The sequence below is a fragment of the Albimonas donghaensis genome (genome assembly GCF_900106695.1).
Taxonomy (GTDB): Bacteria; Pseudomonadota; Alphaproteobacteria; order Rhodobacterales; family Rhodobacteraceae; genus Albimonas; species Albimonas donghaensis.
In genome coordinates, this window is sequence record NZ_FNMZ01000001.1 from 1,239,606 (window position 1) to 1,252,476 (window position 12,871).

General features: G+C 70.8%; 12 protein-coding genes. 11 read left to right on the forward strand and 1 reads right to left on the reverse strand.

The genetic code is table 11. The features are described from left to right. The first annotated feature begins 1 nt into the window (after window position 1). The 6 genes from BLV24_RS05200 (at window position 2) to BLV24_RS05225 (ending at window position 6,357) form a co-directional block, all read left to right on the forward strand. Window positions 2-934 (forward strand): ABC transporter permease, encoded by a 933-nt coding sequence (locus BLV24_RS05200; protein WP_092680028.1) that lies wholly within the window; start codon window positions 2-4, stop codon window positions 932-934. 13 nt (window positions 935-947) lie between these two features. Beyond that, a complete protein-coding gene (locus BLV24_RS05205) occupies window positions 948-1,859 on the forward strand; it encodes an ABC transporter permease (protein ID WP_092680029.1) in 912 nt (303 codons plus the stop codon). A 223-nt stretch (window positions 1,860-2,082) separates the two neighbouring features. Further along, window positions 2,083-3,222, forward strand: a complete 1,140-nt coding sequence (rodA, locus tag BLV24_RS05210) for a rod shape-determining protein RodA (RefSeq protein WP_092680030.1) — start codon at window positions 2,083-2,085, stop codon at window positions 3,220-3,222. A 118-nt stretch (window positions 3,223-3,340) separates the two neighbouring features. Beyond that, complete coding sequence (locus tag BLV24_RS05215; protein WP_092680031.1) at window positions 3,341-4,291, forward strand: 2-hydroxyacid dehydrogenase; 951 nt, start codon at window positions 3,341-3,343, stop codon at window positions 4,289-4,291. 312 nt (window positions 4,292-4,603) lie between these two features. After that, window positions 4,604-5,470, forward strand: a complete 867-nt coding sequence (locus BLV24_RS05220; RefSeq protein WP_092680032.1) for a DUF502 domain-containing protein — start codon at window positions 4,604-4,606, stop codon at window positions 5,468-5,470. A gap of 239 nt (window positions 5,471-5,709) precedes the next feature. Further along, window positions 5,710-6,357, forward strand: a complete 648-nt coding sequence (locus tag BLV24_RS05225; protein ID WP_092680033.1) for a LysE/ArgO family amino acid transporter — start codon at window positions 5,710-5,712, stop codon at window positions 6,355-6,357. A 37-nt stretch (window positions 6,358-6,394) separates the two neighbouring features. On the opposite strand, the gene BLV24_RS05230 is transcribed toward BLV24_RS05225, so the two are convergent. Then, the gene (locus tag BLV24_RS05230) at window positions 6,395-8,185 is read right to left on the reverse strand and encodes an extracellular solute-binding protein (RefSeq protein ID WP_245710385.1); all 1,791 of its coding nucleotides are present in this window, start codon (window positions 8,183-8,185) and stop codon (window positions 6,395-6,397) included. A gap of 489 nt (window positions 8,186-8,674) precedes the next feature. On the opposite strand from BLV24_RS05230, the gene BLV24_RS05235 reads away from it, so the two are divergent. The 5 genes from BLV24_RS05235 to BLV24_RS05255 all read left to right on the forward strand — a co-directional run bounded on the left by BLV24_RS05235 (window position 8,675) and on the right by BLV24_RS05255 (window position 12,819). Then, complete coding sequence (locus BLV24_RS05235; protein ID WP_092680035.1) at window positions 8,675-9,460, forward strand: 3-hydroxybutyrate dehydrogenase; 786 nt, start codon at window positions 8,675-8,677, stop codon at window positions 9,458-9,460. Between the two features lie 210 nt (window positions 9,461-9,670). Further along, the gene (locus BLV24_RS05240) at window positions 9,671-10,732 is read left to right on the forward strand and encodes a patatin-like phospholipase family protein (RefSeq protein ID WP_092680036.1); all 1,062 of its coding nucleotides are present in this window, start codon (window positions 9,671-9,673) and stop codon (window positions 10,730-10,732) included. Window positions 10,733-10,741: 9 nt separating this feature from the next. Further along, window positions 10,742-11,485, forward strand: a complete 744-nt coding sequence (locus BLV24_RS05245) for a type 1 glutamine amidotransferase (RefSeq protein ID WP_092680037.1) — start codon at window positions 10,742-10,744, stop codon at window positions 11,483-11,485. 36 nt (window positions 11,486-11,521) lie between these two features. Then, the gene (locus BLV24_RS05250) at window positions 11,522-12,232 is read left to right on the forward strand and encodes a DsbA family oxidoreductase (RefSeq protein WP_092680038.1); all 711 of its coding nucleotides are present in this window, start codon (window positions 11,522-11,524) and stop codon (window positions 12,230-12,232) included. A gap of 53 nt (window positions 12,233-12,285) precedes the next feature. Further along, window positions 12,286-12,819, forward strand: coding sequence for a hypothetical protein (locus tag BLV24_RS05255; protein ID WP_092680039.1), 534 nt, complete (start codon window positions 12,286-12,288; stop codon window positions 12,817-12,819). Window positions 12,820-12,871 lie beyond the last annotated feature (52 nt).

A 12,871-nucleotide genomic window follows, 5' to 3' on the forward strand; every position in this document is an offset into this window, starting at 1 on the left:
AATGCTTCGCTACCTGCTCTCCCGCCTCGGGCGCGCGCTGGTCACGCTGGTGCTGATCGTCTCCGCCGCCTTCATCGTGCTGCGCCTCTCGGGCGATCCGGCCATCACCATTCTCGGCCCCGAGGCCCCGCCCGAGGCCTACGCCGCCTTCCGCGCGGCCTGGGGGCTCGATCAGCCGATCTGGATGCAATACCTCAAGTATTTCGGGGCCATCGCCCAGGGCGACCTCGGCAATTCCATGCGCGACGGCCGCACCGCGCTGGAAGTGGTGGGCGAACGCGTGCCGATGACGCTGGCCATCACCCTGCCCGCCTTCGCGCTGAACCTGCTGATCGGCCTGCCCGCCGGGATCTTCGCCGCGCTCAACCGCAACACCTGGGCGGATCGGGCGATCATGGCGGGCTCGGTCATGGGCTTCACCGTGCCCAGCTTCGTGATGGGGCTGGTGCTGGCGCTGATCTTCGCGGTCAAGCTGCGCTGGCTGCCCTCGGGCGGGTCCGACACCATCTCGCACGCCATCCTGCCGGTGGTGACCATGGGCGTGATCGGGGCGGCGGTGATCGCGCGCTTCACCCGCTCGGCCATGCTGGAGGTGCTGGGGCAGCCCTATGTGCGCACCGCCTCGGCCAAGGGCCTGGTCTGGCGCGAGGTGATCGTGGGCCATGTCCTGCCCAACGCCGCCATCCCGACCCTGACCATCATCGGCTTCATGGTCGGCAGCCTCGTCGCCGGCGCCGTGGTGGTGGAGAGCATCTTCTCCTGGCCCGGCGTCGGGCGGCTGCTGGTGACCGCGGTCGCCAACCGGGATCTGGCGGTGGTGCAGGTGATCATCCTGATGATCGGGACCACCATGGTCGGCGCCAATCTCGCCGTCGATCTCGCCTATGGCTGGGTCGATCCCCGGCTGCGCACCGCCCGCCTGAAAACCGCCTGAGGGAGCCCGAGACATGTCCGCCATTCCCGACCCGACCTCCGAGCCGACCTCCCCCGCTTCGGGCAGCGTGTTCACCGCCAAGGCCGGCGCCCGCGCCTTCTTCGAGGCCTGGCCCCCCATGGTGCTGATCGCGCTCGCCTGGATCGCGCTGTGCCTCGTGGTGGTGGCCTTCGCGCCGCAGATCGCGCCCTATGATTTCCTCGCGCTCGACCTGCGGGCCCGGCTGATCCCGCCCGTCGGCATGGGGGGCGACTGGGCGCATCCGCTGGGCACGGACGAGCTGGGGCGCGACGTGCTCTCGCGCCTGATCCAGTCGGTGCGGGTGTCGATGGTGATCGCGTTCCTCTCCACCCTGATCGCGGCGACGCTGGGGGTGAGCCTGGGCTTCCTCGCCGCCTGGTTCCGCGGCCGGGTCGAGCAGGCGATCCTGATGCTGATCGACGCCCAGGCCGCGATGCCCTTCATGATCATCGCGCTGGCCGCGCTGGCCTTCCTGGGCAACTCGTTGACGCTGTTCACCATTCTTCTGGGATTCCACGGGTGGGAGCGGATCGCCCGCATCTCCCGCGGGCTGGCGATCGCGGCGCAGGAGCAGGGCTACGCCGCCGCCGTGCGCGATCTGGGCGCGAGCCCCTGGCGGATCTACTTCCGCCATATCCTGCCCAACATCGCCTCGACCCTGATCGTGTCGATGAGCCTGAATTTCCCTGAGGTGATCCTGCTGGAATCCGGGCTGTCCTTCCTCGGGCTCGGGGTGCAGCCGCCGCTGACCAGCCTCGGCAACATGGTCGGCTACGGGCGGGACTACATCCAGTCCGCGCCCTGGATCATGCTGGCCCCGGCGGCGGCGATCGTGATCACGACGCTGGCGATCTCGGTCATCGGGGACTGGCTGCGGGACCGGTTCGACCCGACCCTTCGGTGACACGCGGGCGGAGCGCGCGGATGGCGGGTTGAAACCCGCCCTACGGGGGCGGCGCGGTCATGCGCCGCCCCCGACGCGTTCCGCGCAGCCCCCCACGCGTTCCGCGCCGCCCCCCACGCGTTCCGATCAACTCTCGCCCCCGCGCGACCCGACCGGCTTGCATCGCCACCGATTCAGGCGCATCCCCTGAGGCTCCCCCCCAACGCCTCCGGTCACCGCCACGATGTCCCGTCTCGCTCCGCCCGAAGCTCCGCTCTCCGCCCTGCAGAAGGCGCTGCGCTTCCATTGGGGGGTGCTGCTGCTGATCTGCGCGGTGGCGTCCATCGGCTTCCTGATGCTCTATTCGGTGGCCGGCGGCGATCTCGACCCCTGGGCCTCGCGCCAGATCACCCGTTTCGGCATCGGCATCGCCCTGATGATAGTCGTCGCCATGATCCATATCCGGATCTGGCGCGCGCTCAGCCCGCTGGCCTATCTCGGCTCCATGGGCCTGCTGGTGCTGGTCGAGGTCATGGGCGCCACCGGCATGGGCGCGACCCGCTGGATCGACCTGGGCTTCATCCAGCTCCAGCCGTCCGAGCTGATGAAGATCGCTCTCGTGCTGGCGCTGGCGCGCTATTACGACTGGCTGGGCGAGGGCAAGGCCTCCCGCCCGCTCTGGCTGATCCCGCCGATCCTGCTGATCCTCGCGCCCATGGCGCTGGTGCTCAAGCAGCCGGATCTCGGCACCGCGCTGCTGCTGGGGCTGGGCGGGGCCGCGGTGATGTGGCTGGCGGGCGTCCACTGGCTCTATTTCGCCACTGCGGCCGCGAGCGCGGCGGCGCTGGTCTACGCGGTGCTCGAATCCCGCGGGACCGACTGGCAGCTGATCAAGGACTACCAGTTCCGCCGGATCGAGACCTTTCTGGACCCCGAGAGCGACCCGCTCGGCGCCGGCTACCACATCACCCAGTCGAAGATCGCCTTCGGGTCGGGCGGGATCTCGGGGCGGGGCTTCATGCAGGGCACCCAGACCCGGCTGAACTTCCTGCCCGAGAAGCACACCGACTTCATCTTCACCACCCTGGCGGAGGAGTTCGGCTTCGTCGGCGCCTCCGCCCTGCTGATCCTCTACGCGCTGATCGTGCTGTTCTGCACGGTGTCGATGCTGCGCAACCGCGACCGGTTCGGGGCGCTGACCACCGGCGGGCTGACCATGACCTTCTTCCTGTTCTTCGCGGTGAACATGGCGATGGTGACGGGGCTCGCGCCCGTGGTGGGGGTGCCGCTGCCGCTGGTCTCCTATGGCGGGTCGGCGATGATGGTGCTGCTGATCGCCTTCGGATTCGTCCAGTCCGCCCATATCCACCGCCCGCGGAGCTGACGCCCGCCTCCGGTCGCCCCCCCCCCGACCGTGCCTCCAGGCGCCCCCGTTCCGGTTGCCCCGCCTCTCCGGCTCGGCTACGCGATGCATGCTGCAACCGCGAAGGGGATCCCACGCCATGACCGCCGAAACGCTCACCATCCTCTTCGCCGGCCGCGAGGCGCAGCGCCACGAATGGGAGGCCCCCCTGCGCGCCGCCGCCGCCGAACAGGGCGTGGACATGCGCCTGTTCATGACCCCCGAGGAGGTCGACCCCGCGGAGGTCCACGCGCTCATCTACAATCCCAACGGCCCGGTGAAGGACTTCGCGCCCTACACGAACCTGCGCGCGGTGCTGTCGCTCTGGGCCGGGGTGGAGAAGATCGTGGGCGACGACCGCATCCAGGTGCCGCTGGCGCGCATGGTCGAGCCCGGCCTGACGCTGGGCATGACCGACTGGGTCTGCGCCCATGTCCTGCGCCATCACATGGGGATCGACGCGCATCTGGCGCTTGCGCCCGGCGAGTGGCCCCAGCGCATCCCGCCGCTGACCCGCAACCGCAAGGTCGGCGTGCTGGGTCTGGGCGAACTGGGGACCGACGCCGCGAAGATGCTCGCCGCCCTGCGCTTCGACACGGCTGGCTGGGCGCGGTCCCGGCATGAGATCGAGGGGGTCGAGACCTTCCACGGCCCCGAGGGGCTGGAGGCCATCCTCGCGCGATCCGAGATCCTGGTGCTGCTGCTGCCCGACACGCCCGACACCACCAACCTGCTCGACGCGCGCCGGCTGGCGATGCTGCCCGAGGGCGCGGTGATCGTGAACCCCGGCCGCGGCCCGCTGATCGACGACGACGCCCTGCTGGCGGCGCTGGACGCGGGCCGGGTCGGCCACGCCACGCTCGATGTCTTCCGGGTCGAGCCCCTGCCCGCCGATCACCCCTACTGGGCGCATCCCAAGGTCACCGTGACCCCGCATATCGCCTCCGCCACCCGGCCCGAGACCGCCTCCGGCGCGCTGGTGGAGCAGATCGGCCGCCTGTCTCGCGGAGAGCCGCTGCTGCATGTGGTGGACCGCCGGCGCGGCTACTGAGCCGCCCGCGCCGCCGGCTCAAGCGCCCCCCGCCCCCTCCCCGCACCCGCCATCCGGGGGCGGGGCGGGGGCGCGCGCCGACCGCTCTCCCCACGCCCCGCGCCGCAGCGCAGCAGGCCCCGGCCTTCGCCGAGCGCCGGCCCTGGGCCGAAATCCCGACCCCGCCGCGAAAAAGTCGCCCGGACGCATGGGCGCCGCGCTGCGCCGCGTTGCGAAACGCCGCCCGTCTTCTTACGTTCCACGCTTCCCGCGCGCCTCCGCGCCGGCGCTGGACCCCCACGCCGCCCCCATAGCCCGACCGGAGCGCCGCCCATGGCCCGATCCCCGCGCCCCAGCAAACCCGGCCGCAAGGCGCGCGCGCCGCGCCGCAGTTTCCTGCAGCGCACCCGGGCCAATTTCCTGACCGGCCTGGTGATCGTCGCCCCGGTCACCCTGACGCTCTACCTGGTGTGGACCTTCATCACCTTCGTGGATGAGCGCATCGTCCCGCTGGTCCCGGCCGTCTACAATCCCAACACCTATCTCGGCGTCGACATCCCCGGCTTCGGGCTCGTGGTCTTCGTCGTGTTCACCGCCGTCGTCGGCTCGGCCACCAAGAACCTGTTCGGCCGCCAGCTGGTCCTGATGGCCGAACGCTGGGTGGACCGCATGCCCATCGTGCGGTCGGTCTACAACGGCGTGAAGCAGATCATCGAGACGGTGCTGACCCAGTCCCAGGGCGCCTCGTTCAAGGAGGCCTGCCTCATCGAGTATCCGAGGCGCGAGGTCTGGGCGCTGGCCTTCGTCTCCACCGACACCCGCGGCGAGATCCCGCCCAAGGTCGACGCCCACAACCGGCTCATGACCCCCGGGGCCGCGCCCGAGCCGATGGTCTCGGTGTTCCTGCCGACCACGCCGAACCCGACTTCGGGGTTCCTGCTGTTCGTGCCCCGCAAGGACGTGGTGACGCTGGACATGAGCGTGGAGGAGGCGGCGAAGCTGGTGATCTCCGCCGGGCTCGTGGTGCCCCCGACGGCGGAGGAGCGCGCGGCGGGCGCGGCCAGACGCGGCCCCAACGGCGCCCCCCGCCCGGCCGCGGTCGCGCCGGCGGCGGGGACGGCCCGCGCCGCCCCCGCCCGCGCCGCCCGCCCCGAGACGGTGCGCAGCCGCCCCCTGCCCGACACGCCGCGCAAGGGCTGACGCGGACGCCGGGACGGCCCGGACCGCGGCCCCGCCAGGCGTTCCGGGGGCGCGCCGCCCCCGCCGCTTGCGCATGCGGCGGCGCCTGTGTTCCGCCCTTGCCCGGACGGCTCGCGCATCGGCCCACGCTCCGCCCGGCGCCTCCGGCGGGGCGTCTCCCCAAGGCCCCCTTTCCCCTTGGTCGCGCGCCTCGCCTCGTCACCGCATGATCCCGTCTCGTCCGCAGGAGCCTTCGCCCGATGCCGCCCGATCCCTCGTCCCTGCCCCTGCCCCTGCCTCTGGTCGGCCCCGGCCTGACCGGGTTCGCCACGGGGTTCTCGCTGATCCTCGCCATCGGGGCGCAAAATGTGTTCGTGCTGCGCCAGGGGCTGGCGCGGCGGCATGTGTTCTGGGTGTGCCTGGTCTGCGCGGTCTCCGACGCCCTGTTGATCTCCGCCGGGGTGGCGGGCTTCGGCGCGGTCGCCCAGCGGGTTCCGTGGCTGGAAACGGCGATGACCTGGGGCGGGGCCGCCTTCCTCGCGGTCTATGGCGGGATGCGCCTGCGCGCCGCCTGGAAGGGCGAGGACGGGATCGACGCCGCCGCCGGCGGGCCCGATCCGGGGCTGCGGGCGGCGCTGCTGGCCTGCCTCGCCTTCACCTGGCTCAACCCGCATGTCTATCTCGACACGCTGGCGCTGGTCGGCGCGGTCGGCGCGGGGTTCGAGGGCGCCTCCCGCCTCGCCTACGGGATCGGCGCGGCGACGGCCTCCTTCGTGTTCTTCTTCGGCCTGGGCTACGGCGCGCGCCTGCTGGCGCCGCTGCTGGCCCGGCCCCGCGCATGGCGGGTCTTCGACCTGGCCGTGGGGCTGCTGATGTGGGCGCTGGCGGCGGGTCTGGTCCTGCGTTGAACCGGCGCCGGCCGGGGGCGGCGCGGCGCGGGACCGGCTATTCCGCCCGCCACCACACGTCCGGCAGCCAGCCGGACCAGTCGCCGTAAAGCGGCAGCCGCTCCGGATAGCCGAGCCCCTTCCAGTAGGCGATCCGACTGGTCGGCGCGTGCCAGAGCGGGATCACGTAGATCCCCGTGGTCAGCACCCGGTCCAGCGCCCGCGCCGCGGCCTGGAAATCCGCCGGGTCCTCCGCCGCCAGCAGGGCGTCGATCGCCGCCTCCGCCGCCGGACTGTCGACGCCGGGATAGTTGCGCGTGCCCGGCGCCGTCACCCCCTCGCGCCCCCAGTAGAACCGCTGCTCGTTGCCGGGGCTGAGGCTCATCGCCCAGGTGTTGACGATCATGTCGTAGTCGTAGTCCGACCGCCGCGCCTGATACTGCGCCCCGTCCACCAGCCGCACCGTCGCCTGGATCCCCAGCACCGACAGCGACTTGGCGAAGACCTGCGCCGCCGGCTCCCAGGCCGGGCCCGACAGCAGGATCTCGAAGCGGAACCGCTTGCGCTCCGGCCCCATCAGCACGCCGTTCTGGATCTGCCAGCCGGCCTCCGCCAGCAGCCGCGCCGCCTTGCGCAGGTTGCGCCGGCTGCGCCCCTCTCCGTCCGTCTCCGGCCAGGCGAAGTCCGATCCCAGCGCGCCCTCGGGCAGATCGTCGGCGAAGGGGGCCAGGATCTCCCGCTCCGCCCCTTCCGCCGCGCCCTCGAAGCCCAGCGGCGTGCCCCCGAAAGGCGAGCGGATGCGGGCATAGGCCCCGCGGTTCAAGGTGTTGTTGATCCACTCGAAATCGAAGGCCTCGGCCAGCGCCCGGCGCACCCGCACGTCCTTGAACAGGTCCCGCCGCGTGTTGAACACGAACCCGGTCAGGCCCGAGGGCCGCTGATGCGGGATCTCCGCGCGCGTCACGTCTCCCCGCTCCGCCGCCGGAAAGCCGTAGCCCTCCGCCCAGCGGTCCGGATCGCCGTCGCGGAACACGTCGATATCGCCCGCGCGGAACGCCTCGAACCGAGCGGATTCGTCCTTGAACCACTCGTAGCGGATCTCGTCCAGGTTCCACAGGCCGGCGTTCAACGGCAGATCCGCCCCCCACCAGTCCGGGTCCTTGCGGAACACCACCCGGCGCCCCGGCTCCGCCGACTCGACCACATAGGGGCCGGACGTCACCAGCGGCTCCATCGAGCTTTCCGCGAAGTCGCGCCCCTCGAACGCCGCCTTCTTGAGGATCGGGCGCAGGCCGATGATCAGCGGCATCTCGCGATCGGGCGCGTCGAAATGGAAGCGGACCGAGCGCGGCCCCGTGACCTCCGTGCGCGAGACCTTGTCCCACGAGCTTCGGAACCCCGGCAGCCCCTTCTCCGCCAGCACCTCCATCGACCAGATCACATCTTCCAGCGTGACCGGGGAGCCGTCGGAGAATCGGGCCTCCTCGCGCAGTTCGAACTCCACCCAGGATCGGTCGGGCGGCGTCTCCACCCGCCCTGCGAGCTGGCCGTAGAGCGTGAACGGCTCGTCCCACGAACGGGCGAGCAGCGATTCGACCATAAGTCCGCGCACCGCCCAGACCGAACGGCCCTTGAGAATGTAGGGATTGAGCGAGTCGAACCCGCCCAGTTCGCCCAGCACCAGCCGCCCCCCCTTGGGCGCGGCAGGGTCCGCATAGGGAAGATGGTCGAAGTCCGGCGCCAATGCGGGCGCGCCATGCATCGCAAGACCATGTGTCGGCTCGGCCCCGGCCCCCCCGCATATGGGCGCCAGCGCAAGCGACAGCGCCAGCGCCAGCCTGCGGCGCATTCGCCCAGATTCTTCGCTAATGCCCCTTAACCCCGCGAAGACGCCAAACTTTCGCTTGCCAGCGGCAGGTGCGAAACCATATCCTGCCCTCACTGCTCGATAGGTTTCTTGCCTGTATGAAACCTGCCTCAACACTTGACGCCCTCCTTGGAGGGCGTCTTTTTTTCGCCCCCACACTGCCCTGAAGTCGTTCATCTTCGCTCCCGTTGCGCGCCGCGTGTCCGGCCGTGTCGGCGGCGGCGATCGCGTGCGCGCGTGATCGGCTGCGCGCGTGATCGCGGCCTGGGCCCGCGTGCTGGTCCGCGACCGCCCGTCCTTCAAGCGCCCGTCCTTCAAGCGCGACCTCCGGCGACCCGGCGCCCCGCGGCAGGACGTCCGCTTTCCTTCCGCTCGCTTTCGCACCTGCGAAGTCCTAGTTCTAGAGGCGGAACGGGGCTCGCCCATGGTCCGCCCCGCAGGACCCTAGTCATGCACGGAGCGAAAAGCGACATGTCCATCAAGGGAAAAACCGCCGTCGTCACGGGCTCGAATTCGGGCATCGGGCTCGGCATCGCCGAGGTCCTGGCGGCCCGCGGCGCGAAGGTCGCCATCAACTCCTTCTCCGACACCGAGGAGGACCACGCGCTCGCCGCCAGGATCGCGAAGGCGCACGGGACCGAGGTCATCTACATCCAGGCCGACATGTCCAAGGGCGACCAGTGCCGCGCGCTGGTGGAGACGGCGGCCGATAAGCTCGGCTCCGTCGACATCCTGGTCAACAACGCCGGCATCCAGTTCGTGTCGGCCATCGACGAGTTCCCGGCCGAGAAATGGGACGCGATCATCGCGATCAACATGTCCTCGACCTTCCACACCACCGCCGCGGCGCTGCCGATCATGCGCAGGAACGGCTGGGGCCGGGTGGTCAACATCGCCTCCGCCCACGGGCTGACCGCCTCGCCCTTCAAGGGGGCCTATGTGGCCGCCAAGCACGGGGTCGTGGGCTTCACCAAGGTCACCGCGCTGGAAACCGCGCGCGAGCCGATCACCTGCAACGCCATCTGCCCCGGCTACGTGCTGACGCCGCTCGTGGAGGCGCAGATCCCCGACACCATGAAGAAATACGACATGGACCGGGACACGGTGATCCGCGAGGTGATGCTGGAGCGTCAGCCCTCCAAGGAATTCGCCACCACCGAGCAGCTCGGCGGCTGCGTGGCCTTCCTGTGCTCGGACGACGCGGCGCAGATCACCGGGACCACGCTGTCGGTGGACGGCGGCTGGACCGCGCTCTGACCGGAGGGCGCGCGAGGGTGCGGTGTGACAAACCGGGTTTCCCCTGCGGCGCCGTTTGAATACCAATGAACCCCCTCCGCCGGGCGCGCGCCGCGCCGGCGGGGGCGAAAATCGGCGCACGCGCGGCGCATGTCCGGTGCGCGCCGCGCGCACGCCCGATCCGAGGGCCTATCCGAGGCCCGAACCGAGGCCCGAACCGAGGAGCGTCCCATGGCTCGCCGCAAGACCAAGACCGTGAACCTCGCGCTCCAGGGCGGCGGCGCGCATGGCGCCTTCACCTGGGGCGTGCTCGACCGCGTGCTGGAGGAGGAGGCGCTGGAGATCGAGGGCATCTCCGCCACCTCGGCCGGCGCCATGAACGCCGCGGCGCTGAAATCGGGCCTGGTGCGCGGCGGCTCGCGGGAGGCGGCGAAGGAGACGCTGGATTCCTTCTGGCGGTCGGTTTCGCGATCCTCGCCGGGCCTGCCCAACCCGCTGCTGGAATGGGTCCGCGCCTGGGACCCCACCACCCCCAACATCGCCGACGCGATCGAGGCCGGGGCCCGCTGGGGGATGGGCGACGCGCTGACGCGCATGTTCTCCCCCTACGATCTGAACCCCTTCAACATCAATCCGTTACGCGACCTTCTTGTCAAACAGCTTGACTTCGACGCGGTCTGCGAAGGCGAGGGGCCCGACCTGTTCATCTGCGCCACCAACGTGCGCACCGGCAAGGCGCGGGTGTTCCGCGGGAACGAGATCAATTCCGAGGCCATCCTCGCTTCGACCTGCCTGCCCACGGTGTTCCAGGCGGTGGAGATCGACGACCCCAGGACCGGCCGGCGGGAGGCGTTCTGGGACGGCGGCTATACCGGCAATCCCGCTTTGTGGCCCCTGTTCTACGAAACCAGGTCCAGCGACGTGATCATCGTCCACATCAACCCGATCATGCGTGAGGAAGCCCCCTATACCGCGCGGGAAATTCTCAACCGGGTCAATGAGGTGGGGTTCAATTCGGCGCTGATGGGCGAACTTCGCGCGGTCAATTTCGCCCGCCGCCTGATCGCCGAGGGGCGCATTCCGGAGGGGGCGATGAAAGCGGTGCTGATCCACTCGGTCGCCGATGACGAGACCATGCGCCAGCTCGGCGCGGCCACCAAGATGTCGCCGGACTGGACGCTGCTGCAGAACCTCAAGGAGGCCGGGCGCACGGCCATGGACAAGTTCCTGAAGGAGAACTGGGCCAATCTTGGTGAACGGCCCAGCGTCGACCTCTCCGCCCTTTACGGCTGAGGCCCGGCCATGCGCGTTCTGGTGCTGGACCATGCCGATATGCCCGGCCCGGATGCGGCGGTCGCGCATCTGGCCGCCCGCGGGGCGTCGCCCGAAATCGTCCATGCCTGGAAGGGCGATCCGATCCCCGACCTCGCCGGCTTCGACGGCCTGATGGTGATGGGCGGGCCGCAGATGGTCACCGACCTCGCGGACCTGCCCTGGATGGCGGAGGAGATCGCGACGCTCCGCGCCGCCCTCGCCGCCGGCCTGCCGACGCTGTGCATCTGCCTCGGCGCCCAGATGCTGGCCCATGCGCTGGGAGCGAAGGTCGGCCCGCATCCCGAGGGCCGGCTCGCCTTCGGGTTCGAGCGGCTCCACGCCCTGCCCGTCGCCCCCGGCGCGGCCCCGAACCCCGTTCCCGACGGGCTCGCGGTGCTGTGCGGCAACGCCCAGGGATTCGCCCTGCCCGAGGGGGTCGAGCCCCTGGCCGCCGGGCGCGGAACCTGGCCCAATCTCGCGTTCCGCACCGGCTCGGCGCTGGCCCTGCAGTTCCATCCGGAGGTGACGCGGCCGATCCTGTCGACCTGGCAGGCGGAGTGGCCCGGGGCCCATGATCGGCCCGGCGGACAGCCGCGCGCGACGCAGGACGCGGACTTCCCCCGGCTCGACCCGCCGCTCAAGGCCTGGCTGCGCGGGATGCTGGACGCGCGCTTCGGCCTGCTCCCCGCGCCGACGAAAGCGGGCGCGCCCGCATTTCGGTCGCAGAGTTGAATTGATTCCCGGCGCGATCCTCCCCACATTGGCCCCATGATAACGCTGGACATAATCTCCGATCCGATCTGCCCCTGGTGCTATATCGGCAAGACCGAGCTGGACCGGGCGCTGGCCGCGCATCCCGACCATCCGTTCGAGCTGCGATGGCGGCCGTTCCAGCTCAATCCCGACATGCCGCCCGAGGGCATGGACCGGCAGGAATACCTGGAAGCCAAGTTCGGCGGCCCCGAAGCCGCGGCGAACGTCTATGGCCGCATCGCCGACGCCGCGAAGGAGTCGGGGCTGGAGATCGACTTCTCCCGCATTCCCCGCACGCCCTCGACGCTCGACGCGCATCGGCTGATCCGCTGGGCCCGGCTGGAGGAGGCGCAGACCCCCGTGGTCGACGCGCTGTTCCGCCGGTATTTCGAGGACGGCGCCGACATCTCCGACCCCGACGTGCTGGTCGGCATCGCCGAGGAAGCCGGGATGGAGGGCGACATGGTGCGCGCGCTCCTGACCAGCGAGGCCGACGCCGCCGAGGTGCAGGAGGAATTCGACGCGGCGCGCGAGATCGGGGTCAGCGGCGTGCCGACCTTCCTCGTGGGCGGCAAATACGTGATCCAGGGCTGCCAGAAGCAGGAGACCTGGAGCGACATGATCGAGGATATCCTGCGCCTGATGGCCGGCGACCCGATGCTGCGGGCGGCCAATGACGACGGGCCGGTCAAGGGCGCCTCCGCGCAGGGCGCGGCCGAGGACTGACGCGCCCGCCCCGGACGGGAACGGCGGGGCGCGAGAGGAAGAGGACGCGACGCATGTTCGGGCTCGACAACATCCTTGAAGTCATCGAGAGCGACCCGCTCACCCGCTGGCTGCTCGCCGCCATGGCGCTGCGCGCGGCCTGGAGCGTGGTGTGCTGGCGCAAGTGCCGGCTGTCGGGGGCCGCGGCCGACGACGCGCTGGAGGTGATCGAGGCCCGCAGGCAGGCGCTGTGGCGCCACAACATGCGCTTTCTGCTGATCATGCTCGCCGGCATTTCGCTGGCGGTGGTGGGGCTGTTCGGACTGGCCAGGGGCGGCGCCGATCACCCGGTGGCGCTGGTGATGCTGGTCGGCGGCATGTATCTGTTCATGACCGAGCCGGTGCGCCTGCAGATCCAGGACGCCGAGGACCGGGTCGCCGCCTCGGCCCTGCGCGGCGACGTGGAGGCGCATCGTTTCTCCCAGTCCATGCTGCGCGGCAGCCATCTGCACCTCGTGATGATCGAGGTCGGCGTGGTGGTGGCGCTGGGGCTGGTCATTCTGGCGCTCAACGGCCGGATGATCATGCCGATCATGATGAGCTACTGAGGACTGCGCGCGCGGGCGGCGGGGGGCGGCGGGTTCGCACCCGCCCTACGCG

Excerpts from the sequence above, each read along its gene's own strand:
- BLV24_RS05255 (WP_092680039.1), top strand. The coding sequence starts at position 12,286 with ATGTTCGGGCTCGACAACATCCTTGAAGTCATCGAGAGCGACCCGCTC.
- BLV24_RS05200 (WP_092680028.1), top strand. The coding sequence starts at position 2 with ATGCTTCGCTACCTGCTCTCCCGCCTCGGGCGCGCGCTGGTCACGCTG.
- BLV24_RS05250 (WP_092680038.1), top strand. The coding sequence starts at position 11,522 with ATGATAACGCTGGACATAATCTCCGATCCGATCTGCCCCTGGTGCTAT.
- BLV24_RS05230 (WP_245710385.1), bottom strand. The coding sequence starts at position 8,185 with ATGCGCCGCAGGCTGGCGCTGGCGCTGTCGCTTGCGCTGGCGCCCATA.
- BLV24_RS05205 (WP_092680029.1), top strand. The coding sequence starts at position 948 with ATGTCCGCCATTCCCGACCCGACCTCCGAGCCGACCTCCCCCGCTTCG.
- BLV24_RS05215 (WP_092680031.1), top strand. The coding sequence starts at position 3,341 with ATGACCGCCGAAACGCTCACCATCCTCTTCGCCGGCCGCGAGGCGCAG.
- BLV24_RS05235 (WP_092680035.1), top strand. The coding sequence starts at position 8,675 with ATGTCCATCAAGGGAAAAACCGCCGTCGTCACGGGCTCGAATTCGGGC.
- BLV24_RS05240 (WP_092680036.1), top strand. The coding sequence starts at position 9,671 with ATGGCTCGCCGCAAGACCAAGACCGTGAACCTCGCGCTCCAGGGCGGC.
- BLV24_RS05245 (WP_092680037.1), top strand. The coding sequence starts at position 10,742 with ATGCGCGTTCTGGTGCTGGACCATGCCGATATGCCCGGCCCGGATGCG.
- BLV24_RS05225 (WP_092680033.1), top strand. The coding sequence starts at position 5,710 with ATGCCGCCCGATCCCTCGTCCCTGCCCCTGCCCCTGCCTCTGGTCGGC.
- rodA (WP_092680030.1), top strand. The coding sequence starts at position 2,083 with ATGTCCCGTCTCGCTCCGCCCGAAGCTCCGCTCTCCGCCCTGCAGAAG.
- BLV24_RS05220 (WP_092680032.1), top strand. The coding sequence starts at position 4,604 with ATGGCCCGATCCCCGCGCCCCAGCAAACCCGGCCGCAAGGCGCGCGCG.